Annotated in this window: 22 protein-coding genes and 1 tRNA gene; 14 read left to right on the forward strand and 9 right to left on the reverse strand. The window is 71.0% G+C overall.

What is annotated here, in order from left to right:
• Positions 1-18: 18 nt before the first annotated feature.
• Complete coding sequence (locus RT054_RS07540) at positions 19-210, reverse strand: DUF3073 domain-containing protein (protein WP_312718747.1); 192 nt, start codon at positions 208-210, stop codon at positions 19-21.
• A gap of 345 nt (positions 211-555) precedes the next feature.
• Between RT054_RS07540 and RT054_RS07545 the strand changes: the two genes are divergently transcribed.
• A complete protein-coding gene (locus tag RT054_RS07545) occupies positions 556-762 on the forward strand; it encodes a BldC family transcriptional regulator (RefSeq protein ID WP_312718664.1) in 207 nt (68 codons plus the stop codon).
• 231 nt (positions 763-993) lie between these two features.
• On the opposite strand, the gene csrA is transcribed toward RT054_RS07545, so the two are convergent.
• Genes csrA through flgN form a run of 3 tightly spaced genes read right to left on the reverse strand, consistent with a single transcriptional unit; the run spans position 994 to position 2,283 of the window.
• Positions 994-1,263 (reverse strand): carbon storage regulator CsrA, encoded by a 270-nt coding sequence (csrA, locus tag RT054_RS07550; protein WP_313022879.1) that lies wholly within the window; start codon positions 1,261-1,263, stop codon positions 994-996.
• Positions 1,264-1,316: 53 nt separating this feature from the next.
• Positions 1,317-1,736 (reverse strand): flagellar assembly protein FliW, encoded by a 420-nt coding sequence (gene fliW / locus RT054_RS07555; protein WP_313022881.1) that lies wholly within the window; start codon positions 1,734-1,736, stop codon positions 1,317-1,319.
• Between the two features lie 28 nt (positions 1,737-1,764).
• Positions 1,765-2,283 carry a flagellar export chaperone FlgN gene (flgN, locus tag RT054_RS07560; protein ID WP_312718661.1) on the reverse strand — a complete coding sequence of 173 codons (519 nt, stop codon included), beginning with the start codon at positions 2,281-2,283 and terminating at the stop codon, positions 1,765-1,767.
• Positions 2,284-2,669: 386 nt separating this feature from the next.
• Here flgN and RT054_RS07565 point away from each other — a divergent pair, with 386 nt between their 5' ends.
• Complete coding sequence (locus RT054_RS07565) at positions 2,670-3,581, forward strand: sigma-70 family RNA polymerase sigma factor (RefSeq protein WP_312718660.1); 912 nt, start codon at positions 2,670-2,672, stop codon at positions 3,579-3,581.
• A 400-nt stretch (positions 3,582-3,981) separates the two neighbouring features.
• Here RT054_RS07565 and RT054_RS07570 read toward each other — a convergent pair whose 3' ends face one another.
• On the reverse strand, positions 3,982-5,478 hold the full coding sequence (locus RT054_RS07570) for a methyltransferase (protein ID WP_313022883.1): 1,497 nt from the start codon (positions 5,476-5,478) through the stop codon (positions 3,982-3,984).
• Positions 5,479-5,889: 411 nt separating this feature from the next.
• Between RT054_RS07570 and RT054_RS07575 the strand changes: the two genes are divergently transcribed.
• The 8 genes from RT054_RS07575 to RT054_RS07610 all read left to right on the forward strand — a co-directional run bounded on the left by RT054_RS07575 (position 5,890) and on the right by RT054_RS07610 (position 15,083).
• The gene (locus RT054_RS07575; RefSeq protein WP_312718658.1) at positions 5,890-6,810 is read left to right on the forward strand and encodes a sigma-70 family RNA polymerase sigma factor; all 921 of its coding nucleotides are present in this window, start codon (positions 5,890-5,892) and stop codon (positions 6,808-6,810) included.
• Between the two features lie 164 nt (positions 6,811-6,974).
• Positions 6,975-7,358, forward strand: a complete 384-nt coding sequence (locus RT054_RS07580; RefSeq protein WP_313022886.1) for a metalloregulator ArsR/SmtB family transcription factor — start codon at positions 6,975-6,977, stop codon at positions 7,356-7,358.
• Complete coding sequence (locus RT054_RS07585) at positions 7,355-7,666, forward strand: hypothetical protein (RefSeq protein ID WP_313022887.1); 312 nt, start codon at positions 7,355-7,357, stop codon at positions 7,664-7,666. Before RT054_RS07580 ends, RT054_RS07585 begins: the two co-directional genes overlap by 4 nt.
• Before the next feature lie 71 nt (positions 7,667-7,737).
• Positions 7,738-8,925, forward strand: coding sequence for a lycopene cyclase family protein (locus tag RT054_RS07590; RefSeq protein WP_313022889.1), 1,188 nt, complete (start codon positions 7,738-7,740; stop codon positions 8,923-8,925).
• Positions 8,926-9,179: 254 nt separating this feature from the next.
• The gene (locus tag RT054_RS07595) at positions 9,180-10,826 is read left to right on the forward strand and encodes a HAMP domain-containing methyl-accepting chemotaxis protein (RefSeq protein ID WP_312718651.1); all 1,647 of its coding nucleotides are present in this window, start codon (positions 9,180-9,182) and stop codon (positions 10,824-10,826) included.
• Between the two features lie 251 nt (positions 10,827-11,077).
• Complete coding sequence (locus RT054_RS07600; RefSeq protein WP_313022894.1) at positions 11,078-12,151, forward strand: hypothetical protein; 1,074 nt, start codon at positions 11,078-11,080, stop codon at positions 12,149-12,151.
• Between the two features lie 103 nt (positions 12,152-12,254).
• Positions 12,255-13,520, forward strand: a complete 1,266-nt coding sequence (locus tag RT054_RS07605) for a hypothetical protein (protein ID WP_313022896.1) — start codon at positions 12,255-12,257, stop codon at positions 13,518-13,520.
• A gap of 72 nt (positions 13,521-13,592) precedes the next feature.
• Entirely contained in the window at positions 13,593-15,083 is a 1,491-nt protein-coding gene (locus tag RT054_RS07610; RefSeq protein ID WP_313022898.1) for a hypothetical protein, read from the forward strand.
• Positions 15,084-15,332: 249 nt separating this feature from the next.
• Here RT054_RS07610 and RT054_RS07615 read toward each other — a convergent pair.
• The 4 genes from RT054_RS07615 to RT054_RS07630 all read right to left on the reverse strand — a co-directional run bounded on the left by RT054_RS07615 (position 15,333) and on the right by RT054_RS07630 (position 16,955).
• A tRNA-Ser gene (locus RT054_RS07615) sits at positions 15,333-15,421 on the reverse strand.
• A gap of 95 nt (positions 15,422-15,516) precedes the next feature.
• Positions 15,517-16,002, reverse strand: a complete 486-nt coding sequence (locus tag RT054_RS07620) for a hypothetical protein (protein WP_313022901.1) — start codon at positions 16,000-16,002, stop codon at positions 15,517-15,519.
• Positions 16,003-16,072: 70 nt separating this feature from the next.
• Complete coding sequence (locus RT054_RS07625; protein ID WP_312718645.1) at positions 16,073-16,435, reverse strand: response regulator; 363 nt, start codon at positions 16,433-16,435, stop codon at positions 16,073-16,075.
• A gap of 67 nt (positions 16,436-16,502) precedes the next feature.
• A complete protein-coding gene (locus tag RT054_RS07630) occupies positions 16,503-16,955 on the reverse strand; it encodes a chemotaxis protein CheX (protein ID WP_312718643.1) in 453 nt (150 codons plus the stop codon).
• 512 nt (positions 16,956-17,467) lie between these two features.
• Between RT054_RS07630 and RT054_RS07635 the strand changes: the two genes are divergently transcribed.
• The 4 genes from RT054_RS07635 (at position 17,468) to RT054_RS07650 (ending at position 23,650) form a co-directional block, all read left to right on the forward strand.
• The gene (locus RT054_RS07635; protein WP_313022906.1) at positions 17,468-19,999 is read left to right on the forward strand and encodes a chemotaxis protein CheW; all 2,532 of its coding nucleotides are present in this window, start codon (positions 17,468-17,470) and stop codon (positions 19,997-19,999) included.
• Positions 20,000-20,101: 102 nt separating this feature from the next.
• Positions 20,102-21,772, forward strand: coding sequence for a methyl-accepting chemotaxis protein (locus RT054_RS07640; protein WP_313022908.1), 1,671 nt, complete (start codon positions 20,102-20,104; stop codon positions 21,770-21,772).
• A gap of 67 nt (positions 21,773-21,839) precedes the next feature.
• Positions 21,840-22,778: a 2,3,4,5-tetrahydropyridine-2,6-dicarboxylate N-succinyltransferase gene (gene dapD / locus RT054_RS07645; protein WP_313022909.1), complete on the forward strand. Its 939-nt coding sequence runs from the start codon at positions 21,840-21,842 to the stop codon at positions 22,776-22,778.
• A 14-nt stretch (positions 22,779-22,792) separates the two neighbouring features.
• Complete coding sequence (locus RT054_RS07650) at positions 22,793-23,650, forward strand: hypothetical protein (RefSeq protein ID WP_313022910.1); 858 nt, start codon at positions 22,793-22,795, stop codon at positions 23,648-23,650.
• Positions 23,651-23,781: the final 131 nt, after the last annotated feature.

Below are 23,781 nucleotides of genomic sequence, written 5' to 3' on the forward strand. Positions count from 1 at the left end.
CGATCGAACGGGCGGAGCTCAGCGCTCGGGGGAGCCCCACTCGTCATCGCTCTCGTGGTCGTTGTCGTCGGTGTCGACCTCGCGGTCGACCCGATCCGACGTCGAACCGTGGAGCTCACGCTCAAGCGCTCGGAGGTCGGTGTCCGGGCTGAAGTACTTCAGCTCGCGAGCGACCTTGGTCTGCTTGGCTTTAGCTCGGCCGCGCCCCATGGCGTCGACCCCCTCACGCGTCGTCTGCCGGGGCGGCATCACGACGGCCGGGCACCCTCGCGGTCGAGGCGCGCCTGGCCGTCACGGAGCGGCTCCGGAATGTCATTTCTTCGTGGGGCCTACGGTACATGCCCGACGCAGGATCGGAGAACCGGCACGGTCGACCCGGCCGCGCCGCTGGTGGACGCGGTGAGGCGACGTCGTCACCCGTCGAGGGTGCCGTCCCCGCGGCCCGGTGGTCGCACCGGTCCTCGTCTCGTCGACATCGATCCGTATGCCCGCCCCCGGCAGGGCGGTACGCTGACACGGTATCGACGCTGAGCAGCATGCGTGGAAGGCGACGCCATGGCACACCCCAACGACATCGACGTGACCGAGGACTATCTGATGACGCCGGCCGAGGTGGCGGCGTTGTTCCGGGTCGATCCCAAGACCGTCACGCGGTGGGCCGTCGCCGGTCGCCTCCAGTCATTGCGAACGCTCGGCGGTCACCGTCGCTACCGCTCCTCCGAGGTCCACGCCCTCCTCGACCAGGCCTCCACGCGGGGATGACCCGACGGGGACGGCCTCGCGGGTCGCGGCGTCCCGGGTCGGCGTGCCCCCGGTCGTCGGCCCCGATCCCGTCTGTGCCGGGTCCGTGACGGGACGATCGCCGAGACCCTCGGGCCTCGTCCCCCGCGACCCGCCCTCCCCACGGCGAAGGCCGGCCCACCCGAAGAGTGGACCGGCCTTCACGTACGTACGGGCAGGGGTGTTCCTCGCCTCGATGCGCCCCCGGCGGCGTCAGTGTGCCTCGCTCGTCGTGCCGCCCTCGGCCGCCGATCCCTTGGCGCGCATGCGTTGCGCCAGTGCGGCCGCCGCGCCGGGCTGCGCGGTGGAGGCCTCCTGGTTGGCCTTCTGCAGGTCGCGGTAGATCTCCTCCCGGTGGATGTCGACGTCGGCGGGCGCCTTGATCCCGATGCGGACGGTGTCGCCGTTCACCTCGAGGACGGTCACCACCACGTCGTGGCCGATGAGAAGGCTCTGCTGTGGGCGGCGCGACAAGACCAGCACGGCGGTTCCTTAGGGTGAGGGGAGTGAGGAACGTTGTCCGGCAAGGCTACAGCTCAGTCGAGCTGAAGGGTCGCTCGCAACGGCAAGTCCTGATCGGTGAGGACGACCTGGGCGGCCTCCTTGGTGTGGCGGTTGACCACGACCGGGGCCAGGAGGTTCGCGGCGGGCTGCTCACCGTCGACACCGAGGTTGACGAGGAGCAGGACGAGGGCGTCCTCGGCGGTCTCGAGGCCGAGTCGGCTCGCGGTCTCGGGGTCGATCGCCGGCGAGTAGTCGGGGAAGAACGGGCTCGGTGCGATGACGACGAAACCCATGTCGGGCATGTCGAGGCACTGCATGTCGTAGAGCCCGCCCGGTGTCTCCGACAGGCGGAAGTGCTGCGCGAGCGGGAAGCCCACGAGCCCCGAGGGCAGGCTCAGATCGACGCTCTCCACCTGCTCGGTGGACATGGTCGGAGTGCTGGTCGTACTCATCCGGTGGAACCCCCAGAGTGGAAGTGGATCAGGTCTTCTGGTCGAACAGGTGACGTCCCGAACCGCCCGCTCGCGCACCCGTGGCGGTGTACGTCGTGGTGGAGGACGGGGACGAGTGGTTGAAGCGGTCGAGAGTCTCCTGGACCGCTCGATAGCTCGCCTCGAGCATCTCGCTGTTGGAACGGCTGAGCAGAGAGAGCTCCTGGGTCGCCTTCGTCAGGGCGTCACGGTGCTCCTCGAGCACGTCGTCCCACGGCGGGGGTGCCGCGGAGGCGATCTCGGAGAGGGGGGTGTCCTCGGCCAGCCCGAGCAACTCGCACACCGGGCCGGCGTCGACGGCGCGCATGAGCTCGGCCTCCCGCATCTCACCGATGACGACCTCGATCTCGCGGGTCGAGCGACCCATCCATCGCGTCCGCCCGGTTTCGATGAGGACGTGTTGGACCTCCAGCCGGTAGGTCAGGAGCTCGAGGAGTTCCTGGATTCGCCACAGGCCGGCGGAGAGATTGGAGAGCGCGCTCGATGCGGCGTCGACAGACCCGTTCACGCGTACCTCGACTCGTTCACGGCCATCCCATCGTCACCGCGTCCCACCAGGTGAGCTTTTCGCCTCGGATTCGGCGCTTCGGCCTGTCGACGGGGTTGGCCGAAACCGGTACGAGGGTGTGCGCCGGGCACCGTCGTTTGCCCCCCGAGAAAAGCGCGGTTCAGGCCGGGCGACCGTATTGGACGCCCGTTCCAATTGACGGAAAACATGTTCAGAACGCTCTCAGAATGCATCTAAGCGGACGTCCGAGCCAGTCGAAGAATGGTCCTATCAATGCGCTGACCTGCGCGTTCGCCCCATGACTCGCCGAGTTGTGGTGAGTCGAGCCTCTTTCTAGCGTGACTGGTGTGACCGCGGGACCGGGTGGTCTGACAGGTGGAGGCGACATGAGCGAGCAAATCGTGGCCGAGCGGGCTGGTAACGACGTGGATGAGTTGTGTCGAACGCATCTGCCGTTGGTGCATTTTGAGGTGCGGGCGATTGGTGCGCGTCTTCCTGGTCATGTGTTCACTGATGATCTGGTGAGTGCGGGGATGGCGGCGTTGGCGATGGCGGCGCGGAGTTTCGATGCGTCGTTGGGGGTGCCGTTCGGGCGGTATGCGGTGCGTCGGATTCGTGGTGCGTTGTTGGATGAGTTGCGGTCTGCGGATTGGGCGACGCGGTCGTTGCGGTCGAAGGTGCGTCGTCGGGATGCGGTGCATGATGCGTTGGCGGCGTCGTTGGGGCGGCGTCCTTCTCCTGCTGAGGTGGCGGGGGAGTTGGGGTGTTCGGTTGCGGAGTTGGAGCGGCTGGATGCTGATCTGCATGCGTCGGTGGTGTTGCGCCTGGATGTGATCACGGATGTGTCTGGTGGTGGGGGTGCGGCGGATGCGATCTTGCCGAGTACGGATGCGACTCCGGAGATGGTGTTGATGGCGCGGGAGCGTCAGGCGTATCTGCGGGATGCGATCGAGGCGTTGCCGCAGCGGTTGGCCACGGTGGTGCGGGGGTGTTTCTTCGAGGATCGTCCGATGCGGGAGTTGGCTGATGAGTTGGGGGTGACCGAGTCGCGGATCTCGCAGATGCGGGCGGAGGCGTTGCGGTTGTTGCGGGATGGGATGAATTCGCAGTTGGATCCGGAGATGTTGCCTGGTGGTGCGGGTGTGGCTGCGGGTGTGGGTGGTGGTGCTCCCACGGGTGCGGTGGCGCGGCGTAAGGCGGCGTATTACGCGCAGATCGCGGCGCGGTCCTCGTATCGGGACCGGTTGTCCATGCCCACCGCCGACGAAGCCGCCGCGGCTGCATCCATGATCGGGTGACAAGACCTCGACCCATGTCGAGGATGGGGGGACGGGCCACCCCGGCGGTCCCGTGGACATCCCAGACGGTGTGAGCTCCACGATCGTGTCGAGCTCGCCTCTCGGGTCAGGTCGATCGGCAGCCCTCCCCAGCTGCGATCGATCGATTCGGCGCCGATTCCCCCATGTGGCGTCGAATCCACCGGTTTCCCCGGCCGGTGTCGAAGGCCCCTGCCGGTCGAGTTCCCCACTCGTCCGGCGGGGGCCTTCTCCTGCGTCGAGGGCCGACGACAGGGGGCGGTCGATCGCTCGGGGGATCCGCGCGGCACCCGCCTCACCCTCGCCCGTACGCCCGGTGCCCGGCGCACGTCGGCATCGGCGCGGTCCTCCGGCCGGACCGGGCGACGGCCCGCCGCAGTGGTCAGGACCGGCGGGCCCGGAAGCCGTACTCGTAGACCTCGAGCATCGTGCGGGCCTCCTCGGGGTCGGTGCCGTAGGAGGCGAGGCAGGCGACGAGGGCGTCGAGGTGGGCGGGGTCGGTGAGGGAGACACGATCGCTGCCGCAGGGTTCGACCCGGCCGAGTCCGAGGCGTCGGAACATGGCGAGCGCCTCGACCATCGTGAACAGGTGGATGCTGCCGCGGTGCAGCAGCCCGGCGTCGCGGTACTCGAACCTGTCGTGCAACAGCAGGGGGAGCATCACCGACCAGTGCTTGACGTTGGGGACGCCGGCGACGACGACCCCCTCGGGCGCGAGGGCGGGGAGGAGGGCGGCGAGGCTCGTCTCGGGGTCGACGAGCCGGTCGAGGATGTCGACGGCGAGGATCGCGTCGAAGCCACCCCGGGGGAGGTCGAGGTCGGAGAGTCGGTTGAGGTCGGCCTCGATCACCGTGTGCAGAGCGTCCCGGGCCCGCGTGAGGTGGCCGCCGGCATTGTCCAGGCCCGTGACGGCGGCGCCGGTGAGCGCGGTGAGGGCAGCACCCAGCGTCCCGTCTCCGCAGCCGAGGTGCAGCACCCGGCTCGCGGTGGGTGGGACCGCTTGGAGGAGGCGATGGTGGCGCTCCGAGACCTTGAGCCGCGCCGCCTCGGACCTACCGGGCACCGGGAGACTGCCGTAGCGTTCGGGGCGCTCGTGGGTCCCTTCCAGGCGGGCGACGTGGTGCTCGAGGGCGCCGAGTCCGACCGACCGCGCATGGCGTCCCTGCCACACGGCGGCGGCCTGGCGAAAGGTGGCGTCGACGTCGTCGGGATCGGCGTGCCGGTCGACGCCGACGGCGGTGACCGCGACGAGCCACCCCGCCTCACGCACCCGGTGGCAGAAGTCGACCTCGAAGCCTCCGGTGCCGGTGAACGCGACGTCGTCGAACCGGAACCGTCCGGCGAGATCCGGGCGCAGGACCATGCACGCGCCGTCGACGTAGTCGACGAGCACGTCGTGCGGGCCCACGCCCGCGCCGGTGGGGGGGAGGCCACCGGGGGTGTCGCGGTCGCCGCCGGGGCTGCCTGCGCCGCGGTCGCCGCGTCCGTCACCGTCCCCCCTGCCGGTGCCCCCGGCGATGCCGGAGGCGGGGCCTGCGGGGAGCGGCCGTGGCGAGGGTCCCGGCGTCTGCCACCACCGCAGGGAGGCGTCGACCCCGCCGACGCCGATGACGGCGAGTCTCGGGGCGCGCGCGAACGCCGCGAGGACGCGTGAGCGGAAGTGCGGATCGACGATCTCGACGTCGTCACGCAGGAGGACGACGGCCTCGACGCCCTCGAGGTCGAGACAGGCGTCGAGCACGTCGTTGTAGGTCTTGGCGACCGGGGTGTCGGGGGAGGACATGAGGATGGCGTCCTCACCGCCGTGGGCCGCGATCGCCGGAAGGCAGTGGCGGTCGAACCGTTCGGTGGAGTCGACGCAGACACCGAAGACGAACATTCCCGCCCTTTCGCTGGATTGCGGAGCCGCTGCCCCCTCCGGTACCCATCGGCGGCTTCTCGGCGTCGCTGAGCGTCACGGTGCGGCGGCACGTCGACCGGGGAGGATCGCGAGAAGACGGTCGACGCGTTACGGCCGCAACCTTTTTCGTTGTCCGGTCGTCGGTTCAGAACGTGCGTCCGACCCTGTTGATCAGGTCTCGAAAAGGCAGGCGGCGCAGTCGTGTATCAAGATTGCGCAAAGTCTTCGTCTCTGGTTCTCATGCATTCATGCGATCGTCCAGAAAGGTATGTTTTTGGTAAAGCGCGATCCGCTGACCTGCGATGTCTCAACTGACGGACGACCTTGGAGGGGGGGCTCCACGTTCTTAGCTTGTCGAGTGTGACCGCAATACCGACTGGGGTGGAGAACATGGAACTGGACGACACGACAGAGCAAATCGTGGCCGAGCGGGCTGGTAACGACGTGGATGAGTTGTGTCGGACGCATCTGCCGTTGGTGCATTTTGAGGTGCGGGCGATTGGTGCGCGTCTTCCTGGTCATGTGTTCACTGATGATCTGGTGAGTGCGGGGATGGCGGCGTTGGCGATGGCGGCGCGGAGTTTCGATGCGTCGTTGGGGGTGCCGTTCGGGCGGTATGCGGTGCGTCGGATTCGTGGTGCGTTGTTGGATGAGTTGCGGTCTGCGGATTGGGCGACGCGGTCGTTGCGGTCGAAGGTGCGTCGTCGGGATGCGGTGCATGATGCGTTGGCGGCGTCGTTGGGGCGGCGTCCTTCTCCTGCTGAGGTGGCGGGGGAGTTGGGGTGTTCGGTTGCGGAGTTGGAGCGGCTGGATGCTGATCTGCATGCGTCGGTGGTGTTGCGCCTGGATGTGATCACGGATGTGTCTGGTGGTGGGGGTGCGGCGGATGCGATCTTGCCGAGTACGGATGCGACTCCGGAGATGGTGTTGATGGCGCGGGAGCGTCAGGCGTATCTGCGGGATGCGATCGAGGCGTTGCCGCAGCGGTTGGCCACGGTGGTGCGGGGGTGTTTCTTCGAGGATCGTCCGATGCGGGAGTTGGCTGATGAGTTGGGGGTGACCGAGTCGCGGATCTCGCAGATGCGGGCGGAGGCGTTGCGGTTGTTGCGGGATGGGATGAATTCGCAGTTGGATCCGGAGATGTTGCCTGGTGGTGCGGGTGTGGCTGCGGGTGTGGGTGGTGGTGCTCCCACGGGTGCGGTGGCGCGGCGTAAGGCGGCGTATTACGCGCAGATCGCGGCGCGGTCCTCGTATCGGGACCGGTTGTCCATGCCCACCGCCGACGAAGCCGCCGCGGCCTCGCTGGGCTGACCCCGCGCTCGGATCGGGGTGTCGGCTCGGGCAGGGATCACGCCGCGGTGTGCGACGCCCTCCGGGGGCGGGTCGCGGGTGGCGCGGGTGGGTGGCGGGTCGAGCGTCCCGTCCCTCGTCGCGGGGGTTGACGCATGCGAGGTTCTTTATATTAGAGTGCGCTTATGAGTCATGACGGGGGGCTCGTCGACCACCGGATCGACGGCCACGCGATCGACGGCCACGCGATCGACGCGGAGCGGAGTTGGGCGGACGCGGCGGAGCTCTTCCGCTGCCTGGCCTCTCCGATCCGGGTCGGGATCGTCGCCCAGCTGATGGACGGCGAGCGCAGCGTCGGCGACCTCGTCGCCGTGCTGGGGGTCTCCCAGCCGCTGGTGTCCCAGCACCTCAAGATCCTCCGTGAGCAGTGCCTCGTCGTCGGATCACGCGAGGGGCGGCGCACAGTCTACCGGCTCATGGACGACCACGTCGGCCACATCGTCGCCGACGCCGTCAGCCACACCTCCGAGCACGATCACCCGAAGCGCACCACCGAGGAGTCACCATGACCTGCACCACCGCCGAGAAGCACGCCCACACCCACGGCCCCGACTGCGGCCACCGGAGCGTCATCCACGAGGACCACGTCGACTACCTCCACGACGGGCACGCCCACCGCGAGCACGACGGCCACTACGACGAGTGCGCCACGTGCCGGTGCGACAACTGCACCGACGTCTGTGCGCAGTGCACCTGCGAGGACTGCACCTGCGCCACGTGCAACCACAACGCCTGTCAGTGCGACGGCTGCAGCGACTCGTGCGCCAACTGCACGTGCGAGAACTGCTCCTGCCCCACCTGCAAGCACGCGGCCTGAGCGACGCCACGCGCGGCCGGGGTTGCTCGACCCCGAGCCGCTGACGGGCGCGATCTGGCAGAGTCCCGGCCATGGCCGCCCGCGATGCTTCCCGACCCGCACGAGAGGCGACTCCGCCGCACGTGCGGTGGGACGTCGCGGTGGCCGGGCTGGGGCCCGCCGGTGCCGCGCTCGTCCATCGCCTCCTGCGGCGGGGCCTTTCCGTCCTCGCCGTCGACCCGCGTCCGGGTGCGCCGTGGCGGCAGACCCTCGGGGGGTGGACCCGGCAACTGCCCTCCTGGCTCCCCGCGGACGTCGTCGGCGCCACGGCCTCCGACCCCGTCATCCGGGCAGGGGCCACCTACCCCATCCCACAGCAGTACGCCGTCCTCGACAACGCCGCGCTCGCGCGGGCGCTCGACCTCGGCGGCGCCGTGGTGGAGACGCGTGGGGTGGGCGACGCCGAGCTCGCCGACCTGCCCGCCCGGGTCGTCATCGACGCCCGCGGCAGTCGGCCGGGGGACTCGCACCGCCGCGACGACCGGGCTCGCCCCGCCCGGGTCCCCCTCCAGCGTGCCTTCGGCGTCCTCGTGGACCCGGAGGTCGCCGCCCCCGTGCTCGGCGGGGCGAGCGCCGTCCTCATGGACTGGCGACCCGTCGACGGCGCCCCCTCGTGGGGCGCGACCCCACCCACGTTCCTCTACGCGATCCCGATGCCGGACGGGCGCCTTCTGCTGGAAGAGACCTGCCTTGCCGGTGTGCCCGGCCCCGACCACGCCGACCTGCGGGAACGGCTTCGGCATCGCCTGAACCGCTCCGGTCTGCCCGCGTCGACCGTCGACGAGGCGGCGGCTCGGTCGGACGCCGAGTACGTCTCGATCCCGATGGTGCGCGCGCCTCGGCCCCGGGGCGGGCCGTTGCGGTTCGGTGCGGCCGGCGCTCAACACAACCCGATCACCGGGTACTCGTTCTTCGCCTCCCTCCGCGCGGTCGACGACGTCGTCGACGCGGTCGCGGTCGCGGTGCGCGACGGCGGACGGCCCCGCGTGCCCGACCGGCCGCCCGTCGTGCGTCAGGCCGCGCTGCGCGCGCTGCTGCGGCTCTCTCCCGACGACACCCTCGCGCTGTTCGACGCGTTCGGTCGCCTCCCCGCCGATCGCCAGTGGGCGGTGCTCGACGCCCGGGCCGCGACTCCCGACCTCCTCGCGGGCCTCACGACCCAGTTCACCCGGCTGCCCCCGCGCTCGGCCGTGGGTCTGCTGCGGGCCACGACCTTCTGACCCGACCCGTTCGGGCGTCCCGATGCCCACGGCCCGAACCCCTTCCGGGGTGCCGCGCCCGACGAGCCGAGACCGGTGGGACGTCGCGGCGGGACGTCGCCGCCGCAGCCGGAGCGATCGTCCGGGACGGCCTCCAGCGCGGACCTCCGGCGTGGGGTGGCGAGACCTCACAGATGTCCGATTTCGACCGATAAGGGCCTCGACCCGCCCCCGCGACCTGCGCCGGGGTGGACCTGACTCCGAGGGAGAACCCCGTGTCCGTCACCCCACGCTCGTCCTCGCTGCGCGGCAGCAGGCGCCTCAGTCTCCGAGCCAAGATCGTCTCGGTCGGGCTGGTCGGCCTCCTCGGCGCCATGCTCATCGGGCTCGTCGCCGCCGTGCAGGCCGTGTCGGTCTCGCGCGCCATGTCCGAGGCCGTCGAACTCAACCAGCTGCAGCACTCCGCCGAGCGTCTGCGCTTCGGGAACGCCGAGGTCTCCGGCTGGGAACTCGGCGTCGTGGGCGACGTCTACCGGCTCGGCCACGAGGCCGGTCTCAGCGGTGAGAAGGCCTACAACCGCAACGGGTTCCTCGCCTCTCGGGACTCCATCAACGCCGATCTGTCGGCCTTCCCCGTCGGGGAGCTCACCCCCGCCGAGGCGCAGACGTTCGAGACGATCAAGGACCGCTACGAGGCGTTCTTCGCGGCCGACGACGCGGCGATGGCCCTCTACGCGACGGGCGACCCCGCCAAGCGCAGGCAGGCCGACGCGAGCATCAACGGCGGAGCCGCCGGCAGCGCCTACAACGACCTCGCCACCTCGACCGACGCCCTCATCTCCTCGATCTCGCAACGGCACACCGAGGCCACCGAGCAGGGCACCGCGGCCGTCCGTCGCATGCTCCTGATCCTCGGGATCACGACCGTCGCCCTGCTGGTCGCCATCCCGCTGCTCGCGCACCTGTTCGCCTCGCCGATCCGGCGGGGTGTGCACTCCGTGCGCCACAGCCTCGAGTCGATGGCCTCGGGCGACCTCACGGTCGCCGCCGAGACGAAGACCCGCGACGAGATCGCCGACATGGCCGTCGCGGTCGAGCGCACCCGCGCCACGATGCGCCGACTCGTGGGCGAGGTCAGCGAGGCCTCCGAGTCCGTCGCGAGCTCCAGCGACCGCCTCACGGCCGACTCGCACGCGGTCGGTGACTCCGCCACCGACGCCTCCGAGGAACTCGCCCAGATCAACTCCTCCGCGGGTGGCGTCTCGCGCAGCATCGACACCGTCGCCGCGGGCACCGAGGAGATGACGAGTTCCATCCGGGAGATCAGCAAGAACGCCAACGACGCCGCAGGTGTGGCCGCGAGCGCGGTGGCCGTCGCGGAGCGCACCAACGCCACCGTCGCCAAGCTCGGGGAGAGCTCCCTCGAGATCGGCAACGTCATCAAGACGATCACCTCGATCGCCGAGCAGACCAACCTGTTGGCGCTCAACGCGACGATCGAGGCCGCTCGGGCCGGTGAGGCCGGCAAGGGCTTCGCGGTGGTGGCGAACGAGGTCAAGGACCTCGCGCAGGAGACGAGCAGGGCGACCGAGGACATCGGGCGCCGGGTGGAGGCGATCCAGGTCGACACCGAGGCGGCCGTCGCCGCGATCGGGGAGATCGGTTCGATCATCGCCCAGATCAACGACACCCAGGCGACGATCGCGAGTGCCGTCGAGCAACAGACCGCGACGACCAACGAGATCAGCCGAAGCGTCCACGACGCCGCCGCCGGCGCGTCGGGGATCGCGTCCGGGCTCGCCCGGGCGACCCAGGACTCCACGACCTCGATGGAGGCGGCCCGCCACACGGCCGACACGGCAGCCGAGCTCGCCGGGCGCGCACAGGCGCTGCGTTCGATCATCGAGGAGTTCCATGTCTGAGCCGGCCCGGCGCCCCGCCCGAGCGTCCTGAGCCGAGCGTCCTGAGCCGAGAGGCCCGAGCCGTCCGAGCCCCCGGCCCGTTCCGAGGTGCCCGACCCCCTCCCGCTCCGGCGTCGCGGGGCGCGTCGACCGCCGGCGATCAGCGGGCCGCGCCGCACTCGGGATCCGGCTCGCTGCTGCCGATAGGAACCCGCGAGAACGGCACGGACCGTTGGGAGAACGCCCCGAGGCGCGGGTGGGATGGAGGCGACGTGGCTCGCTCGGCAGTCGTGATGGTGACCCGTGGCGCGGGCGACCTCGTCGACCGTGCACTGCGGTCGGCGAAACCGTTCGTCGACGAGATGGTCGTCCTCCATCTCCGCGCCCCGCCACACGCCGCGGACACCTGGCGCCGGATCGGGGCGAGGGTGGTGCCGGGCGAGTGGTCCTCGCACGCCGCGGACTGCCGTAACGCGGCGCTCGCCGCCGCCGACGCGGACTGGAACCTCGTCCTCGAGGCCGAGGAGTGGCTCGCGAGCGGCGTCGACTCCCTGCGGCTGTTCACCGAGCGAGCGGAGGAATGCGTCGGCCTCGTCGAGATCCACCGGGCCGTCGGGGGCGCACACGAGGCCGACCACCCGCGCCATCTCGCGCCGCGGCTCCTCCCCCGCGGCGTGTGGTTCGAGGGCGCCCGCCACGAGGAACCCGTCTTCGACCTGCCCGTCGAGCCCACCGGCGTGGTCCTGCGCAGCGACGACGTCGAGACCGCCCGGTGGCGCGCCGACCATGCCCTGCGCGAGGCCGTCGTGCTCCAGGCCCTCGCGATGCGTCCCGGCGACCCCGGTCTGCTGCTCGACCTCGCGGACGAACTGCGGGTGAGTGGACGCTTCGCCGAGTCCTCCACGCACTACACCACCGCACTTCTCGCCACGCCCCGCACCGACGCGCGGCGGCACGCCGTCGTCGTGGGCGCGCTCGAGGCGTACACGAAGGCCGGTCGGATCACCGAGGCCGTCGCACTCCTTCACGCCGAGGCCCAGCAATGGCACCACTCCCCGGACCTCGCGTTCCTCGCGGGCGACCTGTTCTTCGAGATGCTGCTCAGCACGCCCCTGCCCGGACCCGACCTCGCGGGGCTCGTCGAGGCGAGCTGGCGACGGTGCCTGGAGCTGGGGGAACGGCCGGATCTCGCGGGCGCGGTCCATGGTCGCGGCAGCTTCCTCGCCGCCCAGAACCTCGGGGTCCTCCACCTCGTGCTCGGGCTCGGGGACCAGGCCGACGCATGGTCGGATCTGGCCGGGGCGATGCGCCTCGGGGTGCCGTCGGTGCCCGGCCCCCTGGGGTGAGGGCGGGACCGGCCGACGGCGGGGGTCGAGTTTTTTCCAATTGCTTGATGTTCCAGGGTGTTTCGGAGCTTGAATCCGCCGCGGCGGTGCCGATGGAGGTCTCATGGAGACCCCCTCGCTCACGTGCTGCCTCGTCGTCGGCGACGACGCGCGCGACCTCCACGGTTGCCTCGCCTCCCTCGCCTCCCTCGGAGACCTGCTCGCGGGCACGGTCGTCGTCGGCATGGGCGCGCCCGAACGTGTCCTCGAGTTCGCCCGCCGGGCCGGCGCGACCGTCCACTCCAGGGCGGACGACGGCGACCTCGCCGGTGCCCGCAACGAGGCGGCCGGCATGGCCGAGACGGAGTGGGTGTTCCTCCTCGAGGGCGACGACCGGGTGAGCGCGGACCCCGCGCTGCTCGCCAAGCTCCTCGACCCCCAGCCCGGTGAGGTCGTGCGTCCCGAGGCCCTCCAGATCGAGGTCGTGGGTGGGGAGACGCCCACCCGGGAGGTGCGGCTGTACCGCACGGCCGCCGCTCACTTCCTCGGCGGCGTGCGTCCTCGTCTGTTGTCGCGGGAGTCCGGGCACACGCTGCGCACCCTCAACCCCGGTGGCGACGTCGTCCGGGTCACCGCGGCCTACGCCGGTGATCCCGCCGGTGAACGGATCCGTCTGCTGCGTCGCGAGTCCCGGGCCACGCGCATCGTCGACGTGCTCGACAGCACCGGTAGCGGGGGCGACGAACTCGTCTCCGCCCTCATCGAACGCGCCCGTGCCCGTAGGGCCCTCGGCGACGGGAACGGCGCCCTCGCCGACCTCAACCGCGCCCGAACCCTCCCCTGCGGGGACCGGTACCGCGACACCGCCCGGGAGGAGCTCGCGGGCCTGCTCGTCGAGTACCGTCACTTCGACGGCGCCCGCACGCTCATCGGCCAGCTCCGCGAGGCCGGCGCCGACCCGGGCTACAGCGACTGGCTGGAGGCTCAGGTCCACGCCGCCGAGGGGCAGGCGCAGGACGCGCTGCGGATCGTCGACCGACTCCGCGACGGTGGTCTGCTCACCCGCGCCGACGGCGGGGTCGTCGCCCCGCCGGAGATCCTCAACGAGACGATGATCCTCGCCGCCCGGGTCCACGACTACGAGAAGGCGTTCGAGTGCTGCCTCGAGCTCGTCTCCCGGCACGGGCAGGCGCGTCGCTACGGCCGTCTCCTGCTCAAACTGTGGGGTCGCCGCTCGCCCGAGGGCCTCGCCGCCGAACTCGACCGCGCCGGCGCCCCCGTGGAGTCCGTCGCCGCGGCCCTGCGCCAGCTACCCGAGCCGGGCCCCGCCGCCGCGGCCGCCCTCGAGTCCCGCAAGCCCGCGCTCACCACCGTCGCCGCCTCGCTGTGACGCCCTCCCTGTGAGCGCCACCTCGTGACCCGACCCGACGACGGCCCCGCACCCGGGCCCAAGGACGCCTCCATGCCACACGACCTACGCACCTCCACCGTCGACGACGGAGCGGGGGAGGGCTCCCCGATTCCGGGCACGGACGAGACGAGCGACGCCGTGTCCCGGGACGAGGTCCGCGCCGCCGCCACCGAGGCCGCCGAGGCGCCGGCCGCCGCCGCCGCGGCCACCGTGTCCGGCGGCGGGATCACGGCAGACGAGGCCGAGGCGGGTGACCAGGTCGGATCGGGTGGTGAGACCGGGGTGGGTGACGAGGCGACCTCGGGGGACGAGACGGCCGGCAGCGGTGCGGCCGACAGCGGTGCGACCGACGACGGTGACGCGACCGACGACGGTGACGCGGCCGACGACAGGGACGTACCGCACGGTCACGCCGAGAGCGCCGAGAGCGCCGAGAGCGCCGAGAGCGCCGAGAGCGCGGAGAGCGCGGAGAGCGCGGAGAGCGATCTGACGGACGTCGGGACGGGCCCCGAGGGGGTGGCTGAGTGGACGACGACGAACGAGGCCGGGGACGAGCCCGAGACCTCCGGGGAACGGGTCTGGGTCGTCGGGGCCGAGGGGCCCGGGGAGCAGCTCCCGGGTGATCTGCTCGCCGTCGACGTCGGGCCTCGGGGGCTGCGGGCCCGCCGCGTCGGGACCGAGCCTGAGTCGCGGTTGGACATCCCGGAGTTCACCTCCGCGCCTCGCGTCGGGGATCTCCTCGGTGCGGCCGGAATGCCCACCGAGGGTCGTCCGCCGTCGGTCGCCGTGTGGACCCTCGGTGGCGTGGCGGCAGGTCTCGACGCCGCGGCGCTCATCGCGGCCGCGGCCCCGTCGACGCGGACCATCGTCGTCGACGCGCCGGTCGCGACCCTCGTCGGTGCGCTCGGCGGGGTCGAGCCGGGTGTCGTGCTCGAGATGACGACGGGCGTGCGCACGATCGCGACCGACTTCGATCGGGTCTGGCACGAGATCGACGGCTGGGGGCCGATCCTCGGCGACCGCGGCTCGGCGTCGTGGCTCGGCGGCCAGGGCCTCGCGGCGGGACTGCGGTTCCGCGACGGCGTGCCCGGTGGTTCCGAGCCGCTGCTCATGGCAGGTCGGCGAGCGTTCGGCGACGAGCGCACGTGGCCCGAGATGCTTCGTGTCCACCCTCAGGCCGAACTCCTCGCCGACTTCGCGCCCGTCGTCGGCGACCTCTCGCGGATGGACCCGGTCGCCGAGGGACTGTGCCGTCTCGCGGGAGAACACCTCGCGGACGCCCTGTGCACGGCGTCGGCCCTCCTGCCCGGGCGTCCGCTCACGGCCACGGGGGCGTTGCTGCTCGTCGACGCGATCAAGATCTCCCTCGCTGGGGCCCTCGGCAAGCGGTACAAGGTCCTCGCGCCGGCCCTCGGCGACAGTCTCGCGGGCACCCGGACGATCGCCGAGCACGTCCTCACCGGCGGCCACCTTCCCCACCGCCCGCCGCACATCCACCTGCGGGGTCCGGAGGCCATCTGCGCGGGGCGCTCACGCCCGTAGGCGTTCAGACCGCCTGCGCCCGGCGCCGACCGCATCGAGCGACGAGTCACCATTCCCCGGGTGGTGCGGTGTCGACGCCCGCGCATCGGCGCGGACCCGCCCGTCCGGCGGCATGGGGTCCGAATCACTCCGGGGGGCGGGGCGCACGCGTGCCACCGGAGGCGAGCGCGCCCGGCGATCGGGGCCACACCGGCCAGGCGCATCGTGCATGCGAAAGGGGCGGACCGAGTGGTCCGCCCCTTCGACGTGTGGCGGAGGATAGGGGATTTGAACCCCTGAGGGTGATTAACCCAACACGATTTCCAATCGTGCGCACTAGGCCACTATGCGAATCCTCCGTCGGAGAGCGTACCCGATCGCCCACCCCCGAAACCAATCGGCGCCGACCCCGCCAGAGGGTCGGCGCCGATCGGAGGGCGCCCAGCGCCGCAGGTCAGAACGGGATCACGATGCCCAGGGAACCCGTGCCGTAGCCGTCGACCGCCAGGGTGAAGTCCTCCCGCTTGCCGAGACCGCGCATCTGCATCGCCGCCTCCCGCGGGAGGATCATCCCCGGCTGGTACACCGTCTTGAGCTTGAGGTTGGCGCCCGTCTCCTCGTCGAAGAACAACGACGAGAAGATGTTGAGCACCTCGTAGAAGTTGTCGTACAGCGCGGCGGGCAACTCCTTGTTCTGGATCGCCGTGTCGGCGCCCGTGGACGGCACGAGACCGAGCGCGGCACCCACGCGGGCCGACAGCTCCAGGTCCGCCGCGACGAGGGCCCTCGTCTCCTCGTGCGCGTCCATGTAGGTCCCGACGCAGCAGGCGCGCCGCGCCGTCGGCACCACCTTCTCCGTCTGCGTCGCGATGGTGACATCACGCCCGAGCAGGCTCTCGAAGAGGTCCTTGATGGGCTTGTGGTCGGGGATCTTGGCCATCGTGCCGTCGCTTCGCGTCGTCGGGGTGGGAGAGGGCGCGGGGCACGCGCCGTGAGGTGCTCGCCCGCGCTCAGCCGAAGACGGGCTTGAGCGCGTCGGCGAACATGTCGGCCGTGAACGGCTTGGCGATGAGGAACAGGGCTCCGCTGTCAGCGGCCTGCGCGCGCATCGTGTCCGATCCCTCGGAGGTGACGAAACCGAACGGTACCTGGTCGCCCTGCGCGCGCAACGCCTGCAGGAACTCGATGCCGTTCATGTTCGGCATGTTCCAGTCGGAGAGGACGAGGTCGGGGGAGTTGGCCTTGACGGCGGCGAGGCCCTCGGCGCCGTCCTCGCACTCGATGACCTCGGCGCCCTCGTAACCGGCCTGACGGAGGGTCCGGACGACGATCATGCGCATGGCGCGGCTGTCGTCGGCGACTACTACCTTCACGGGAATCTCTCTTTCCGATGGTTCTGCGGGAGCGGATCCCTCGGCGCGGCGCCGGGGACGGACGAACTCAGGACAGGCGGTTCCACACGGTGACGACGATGGGCTTGTCACCGCAGAGGTACGTCGAGTGCAGGAGCTTGGTCGCGGAGGGGACCTTGAGGGTGGGGGACGTCCCCTGCGCGACGACGGGCAGGGACAGGGCGCTCGGCTCGGGCAGGAGGCTCTTGATGTTGCCGCCGACCATGTTGGTCAGCTCACCGATCGCGTCGGAGATGTCATCCTCGGAGGCCTCCTCCTCGGACAGGCCGAACATCGTCGCACCGAACAGACGCGCGGCCTCCGCCCCCATCTCGACACAGATGAGGCAGTCCGTCGCACCGTTCACGCCGACCGAGCCGGAGACCGCCGGACCCTCGATGTGCGGCGGGTTCTCGACCTCGAGGGGGTCGACGGGGAGGCCGAGCATGGAGCTCCAGACCTCGTTGACGATCGCTGCGACATCGTCGTTTGACAGGTGCATGCTCGGCCCTTCGATGGCGACACGTGGTCTGCGGGGACTCGGACGACCCCGCGCCGGTGAAGGGCCGCCCCGCACGGCTGCGGTGAGTCGGCGTCCGGGCATGGTCATCCGCTATCGGACACCCTCTCTATCGGCGACGCCTCGGACGACCTGAGCAGCCACCCTGACCAGTGTCGTTGCCGCTCAAGCCCGCCCGAGGGGCCCTTGCGGAGGTGGCGGGAGGTCGTGGCGGAGGCCCGGGAGGGGACGAGGTCGCGGGTGGGTCCCTGGGGTGGGTGCCCCACACGCGACCGACGCCCGGGGTACCGGGGCCTCCGTCCGTGTCGTTCGGTCGGGCGTGTGGATGGTGGGTGAGGGGCCCGCGTCGGGGGGGGTCCCCGCGGCGGTGGATGCGGCCGACGTGGGCCGGCGGGCGGGGGCTGTGGGCCGTCGCGGCGGGTGAACTCACCCTCAGGTCACCGATGCTGCCGCCGATGAGTGGTCGAGCAAGATCAGCGACCAGGAAGGTGCCCATGGACGGCATGGAGGAGATCGTTCAGGAATTCCTCGTGGAGAGCCACGAGAACCTGGACCAGCTCGACCAGGACCTGCTCGCGCTCGAGCGGGAACCCGACTCGAGAGAGCTGCTCTCGAGCATCTTCCGCACGCTGCACACGATCAAGGGGACCAGCGGCTTCCTCGCCCTGCACACCCTGGAGCGCGTCGCCCACGCCGGTGAGTCCCTGCTCTCCAAGCTGCGCGACGGCGAGATGACCCTCAACCCCGAGATGGCGACGGCGCTGCTCGAGATGGTCGACGCGGTGCGCTCGCTGCTCGGGCACATCGAGCGGGACGGTGGCGAGGGCGAGGAGGAGTACCACGAGCTCACCGCCAAGCTCGTCGCCCTCCTGGAAGGCCGGTCCCCGCGGGCCGAGGCCGCCGGGGCGCCGGCGGAGGCGGTCGAGGTCACCCACGTCGCGACGGCCGAGGAGGTCGCCGGCGCAGGTGCTCCCGTCGTCCTCGAGTCCCACCAGGAGTCGGTGACGACGACGACCGACGGCGCCTCCACGACGACCGTCTCGACGTTCGAGGACTCGATGGCCGCCGCCGACGGCACCGCGGTCACCGTCACGACCGTCGCGACCGAGCAGCGCCCGGTCGAGGAGTTCGACGCCGCCGGCGACCACGGTGACGACGACGCCGATGACGACGACGCCGGTGACGACGACAGCGACGAGACCCCCGAGCACTCGGACGCGAGGTCCGATGCCCAGGCCGCCGCCATGGTCGCCGCCGCCGCCCAGGCCGACGTCGCCAAGACCGCGAAGCGGGCCCCGGCGGGCGAGGCCGCCTCGTCCTCCGGTGACGACAAGAAGCCCTCCCGGTCGGTCGCCGATTCCAGCATCCGCGTCGACGTCGATCTTCTCGACTCGCTCATGAACCTCGTCGGCGAACTCGTGCTCTCCCGCAACCAGCTCGTGCAGCGGGCGGCGGCGAGCGACGACCAGGAACTCCAGCGTTCGATGCACCGCCTGTCCCTCGTCGCGAGTGAGCTGCAGGAGGGCGTCATGAAGACGCGCATGCAGCCCATCGAGAACGTGTGGAACAAGATCCCCCGCGTCGTGCGCGACCTCGCCAACAGCCTCGGCCGTCAGATCCGCGTCGAGATGGAGGGCAAGGAGACCGAGCTCGACAAGACGATCCTCGAGGCGATCAAGGACCCGCTGACCCACCTCGTGCGCAACTCCTGCGATCACGGAATCGAGCAGCCCGACGTCCGCCTCGCCAAGGGCAAGCCCGCCGAGGGTGTCCTGCTCATGCGTGCCTTCCACGAGGGCGGCCAGGTCAACATCGAGATCATCGACGACGGCGCCGGCCTCGACGCCGACAGGATCCGCGACAAGGCCGTCGAGAAGGGCCTGCTCTCCCGCGACGACGCCGACCGGCTCTCCGAGCGCGACGCTCAGCACCTCATCTTCAAGCCGGGCTTCTCCACCGCCGCGGCCGTCACCAACGTGTCGGGCCGAGGCGTCGGGATGGACGTCGTCAAGACGAACATCGAGAAGATCGGCGGCGTCATCGACGTCACCTCCGAGTTCGGCAAGGGCACGACGACCCGCATCAAGATCCCGCTGACGCTCGCGATCATCCCGGCCCTGCTCGTCCGCGGCAAGGACAACATGTTCGCGATCCCGCAGGTCAACCTGCTGGAGCTCGTGCGGCTCGACAAGGACCAGATGGCCGAGCGTCTCGAGACCATCCAGGGGACCCCCGTCTACCGCCTCCGTGGCCAGCTCCTCCCGCTCGTCGACCTCCGTGACCAGCTCGGCGTGGAGAAGGAGGACCACGACACGACGTTCATCGCCGTGCTCCGCGCCGACCAGCGCCAGTTCGGTCTCATCGTCGACGACATCGAGGACACCGAGGAGATCGTCGTCAAGCCGCTCGGCAAGCAGCTGCGCGGTATCGACCTGTACGCCGGCGCCACCCTCATGGGTGACGGCCGTGTCGCGCTCATCCTCGACGCCAACGCGCTCGCGGCCCATGCCGGCATGGTCAACGAGAGCGCCGAGGCCGCCCGTCGCGCCGCGGAGGAGGCGATCCTCTCGACGAAGGACTCGACGTCGCTGCTCGTCGTCAAGTTGAGCAACGGGCGTCGCGTCGCCCTGCCGCTCGCCTGCGTCGAACGCCTCGAGGAGTTCTCGATGTCCCGCGTCGAGACGGTCGGCCCGAACCAGGTCGTCCAGTACCGCGGCGTCATCCTTCCCCTCCTGCGTCTCGCCGACGACTACGGCAGCTACGACGCGCTGGAGGCCCAGGACTCCTCGCTGCAGGTCGTCGTGTGCCACCACCAGGGCCACCTGTTCGGGTTCGTCGTCGCCCAGGTCCTCGACATCGTCGAGGACGAGCTCGCGATCCGCACCCACCTCGACACCGGCGGCAACCTCGGCTCGGCCGTGGTCAACGAGCACGTCACCGAACTGCTCAACATCGACGCCACCCTCGCGGGACTCATGCCGCCGACCGCCTCGGAGTACACGGGCGCGATCTCCGGCGGGTACTGACCCGCGCTCACCCCGACCGGGGCGACAGCGCAGTCGACCAAGCCTCCGACGACTCCTCCACGTCACGCCCGCACCCGCTCTTCCCGCCAGAAACGAGGAATCATGGCCACGCTGTTCCGGCCTGCCACCACCACAGCGGCCTCCACCGCGCCGCAGCAGGATCCCGACAAGAGGTCGCTGGGCCTTCGTGGCCGCATCCTGCTCCTGGGAATCATCGGCGCCATCGCCTCGCTGGTCATCGCCGTCATCGCGCTCGTCAACGTCTCCAAGATGCAGACGACGACGGAGCAGATGCGCACGTTGGAGAAGACCCAGAGCCTCGTCCAGGACATCCGGTTCGCCAACGGCGACGTGAGCGGCTGGCAGCTCGGTGCCGCCTGGACCGCCTACAGCGTCAACGGCAAGGAGGCCGCCGACCCGACGAAGAAGTACCGCAAGAACTTCCTCACCGGCGCCGAGGACCTCATGGCGAAGATCGACGGCGTCCCGCGGGACAGCCTCACCTCGGCCGAGTCCGCGCAGCTCGACACCGTCAAGGCGCAGTGGCAGGAGTACCTGTCCTTCGACCCGAAGATCGCCGAGCAGTGGTCCACGGGGACCCCCGCGGCGCTCGCGACCGCGGACGACATCCTGCACAAGCAGGCCCTGCCGCACTACGGCCAGATCCTCGACGCCACCGATGCGCTCGCCGATTCCCTCGACGCCCGCAGCGCGCAGGCCGCCCAGGATGCGGCCGACGCCGCCCACACGGCCCGCATCGCGATCATCGTCGCCCTCCTCGTGGCGATCCCGCTGCTCGTCCTGCTCGCCCTGCGCCTCGCGAAGGCGATCCTCGACTCCGTCCGGTCGGTCCGAGACTCCCTGCGCGCCATGGGCAGCGGCGACCTCACCGTCCCCTGCGTGGCGATGTCGCACGACGAGGTCGGCGAGATGGCCCGGGCCGCCGAGGACACCCGTCTCTCGATGCAGGCGATCATCGGCGACGTGAGCCACGCGGCCTCGTCGGTCGCCGCCGCCTCCGAGGAACTCACGGCGACCGCCGCCGAGCTCGACCAGGCGACGAACACCGCCAGCCACCAGGCGGGCACCGCCCGCACCTCGGCGCAGGACATGGCCCGCAACATCGACACCGTGGCCTCCGGTACCGAGGAGATGACCGCGAGCATCCGCGAGATCTCCAAGAACGCCAACGACGCCGCCGGTGTCGCCGCGTCGGCCGTCCAGGTCGCCGACCGGACGAACTCCACCGTCGCCCAGCTCGGGACGAGCTCGGCCGAGATCGGTGAGGTCGTCAAGGCGATCACCTCGATCGCCGAGCAGACCAACCTGCTCGCGCTCAACGCGACGATCGAGGCCGCCCGGGCCGGTGAGGCCGGCAAGGGCTTCGCGGTCGTGGCGAACGAGGTCAAGGACCTCGCGCAGGAGACGAGCAAGGCCACCGAGGACATCGGCCGCCGGGTCGAGGCGATCCAGGCCGACACCGAGGCCGCCGTCGCCGCGATCAGCGAGATCGCCTCGATCATCGCCCAGATCAACGACACCCAGGCCACGATCGCCTCGGCCGTCGAGGAGCAGACCGCGACGACCAACGAGATGGGCCGCAACGTCACCGACGCCTCCACCGGCGCCGGTCGGATCGCCGAGTACGTCGGCGAGGTCGCCGCCGCCTCGAGCGAGACGACCCAGGCTGCGGGCGACACCTCCCGGGCCGCGCACGAGCTCGCGGAGCGCGCGCACGAACTCCAGACGCTCGTCAGCCGGTTCAGCTACTGACCCGACCCGCCTCCGCGGGCCGGAGCGGGTACCGGGGCACCGGCGGCGCCCCGGTACCCTCGTGCACATGACTTCGCGTGCGGCCTGGGGCTTCGGACTGGTGACGACGACCGTCGGTGAGGGTGGCGAGGGCACCGTGCTCGACACGTGGTTCCCCGAGCCGCGCCTCGGCGAGGCCCCCGCCGGCGAGGAGGCACCGGCCGACCTCACGGCGCTCGCCGGCGAGGACGAGCGCCGCGGCGTGCGGCTCTCCGTGGAGCGTGTCGAGATCGACCTCGACGCCGCCCCGGCGAACGTCCCCGACGCCTACCTTCGCCTCCACCTGCTGTCCCACCGGCTCGTCGAGCCCAACTCGATCGACCTCGACGGACTCTTCGGCGTCCTCACCAACGTCGTGTGGACCAACCACGGCCCGTGTGCCGTCGACGGCTTCGAGGCCACGAGGGTCCGTCTGCGCGCCGCGGGAGCGGTGCAGGTCTTCGGTATCGACAAGTTCCCCCGGATGACCGACTACGTCGTCCCCGCGGGCGTGCGCATCGGCGACGCCGACCGGGTCCGGCTCGGCGCCCACCTCGCCGAGGGCACGACTGTCATGCACGAGGGGTTCGTCAACTTCAACGCGGGCACCCTCGGCCACTCGATGATCGAAGGGCGGATCAGCCAGGGCGTCGTCGTCGACGACGGGTCCGACGTCGGCGGCGGGGCCTCGACGATGGGCACCCTGTCCGGCGGTGGCACCGAACGCGTGCGCATCGGCAGGCGTTGCCTGCTCGGCGCGGAGGCCGGCATCGGCATCGCGCTCGGCGACGACTGCGTGGTCGAAGCCGGGCTCTACGTGACGGCCGGCACCAAGGTCACCTTGGCGGACGGCCGTGTCGTCAAGGCCGCCGAGCTCTCCGGTCAGGACGGGTTGCTGTACCTCCGCAACTCGGTCACCGGCGCCGTCGAGGCCCGCGCCCGCGACGGGCACGGGATCACGCTCAACTCCGACCTCCACGCCAACTGAGGCCGGCCTCCGCCTTGCCCATCGATGCGAGCACGCGTCGTCGACGCCGAGGCGGGTGCCTCGTCACGATCGCGCTGCTCGTCCTCGGCCTCGTCCTCGGTGTGTGGGGCGTCGACCGGCACCTCGTGCCCGCCCTCACCCCCGAGATGTGCACGGTCGAGATCGGCGATCAGTCCACCACCCTCGCGCCCGAGCAGGCCGAGAACGCCGCGACGATCGCGGCCGTGGGCGTGCGCCGCGGACTCCCCCAGCGAGCGGTGACGATCGCACTCGCGACCGCGCTGCAGGAGTCCAAGCTGCGCAACCTCGACCACGGCGATCGCGACTCCCTCGGCCTGTTCCAGCAGCGCCCCAGCCAGGGCTGGGGCACACCGGCACAGTTGCAGGACCCGGTGTACGCGACCGAGGCGTTCTACGACCATCTCGTGCGGGTACGGGACTACCGAGACCTGCCGCTCACGGTGGTCGCGCAGAAGGTGCAGCGCAGCGGTTTCCCCGACGCCTACGCCCGCCACGAGGAACGCGCGACCCTGCTGTCGACCGCGTTCACCGGTCGGGAGCCGGCCGCGGTGACGTGCAGCCTCGGTGACCCCGAGGCGCGCTCCTCAACGGCCGAGATCCGCGCGGCACTCGAGGCGCAACTCGGTGTCTCCCCCGCTGCCTCGGGCGATCGGATCACGGGTGTGGTCGCCTCACCGCAGCTGGCCTGGGCCACCGCGAGCTGGGCCGTGGCCCACGCCGACAGCACCGGCATCACCGAGGTCACCGTGGCCGACCGCACATGGAGTCGAGGACACACCGCCCGGGCGACGCGGTGGGCGACGGGCCCGGACACCGGCGCGAGGTCCGTGACGATCTCGACGACGCCCTGACCGACGGCGCACTGACCGACGACTCACTGACCGGCGACTCACTGACCGACGTCGCCCTGAGCTTCATGCCGCCGACACGACGAGGCACGACCTTCCTGAGGGCGCCGACCGGCGTGAGGGCGCGACCTCTC

The sequence above is a fragment of the Mobilicoccus sp. genome (assembly GCF_032060985.1).
Classification (GTDB): Bacteria; Actinomycetota; Actinomycetes; order Actinomycetales; family Dermatophilaceae; genus Mobilicoccus.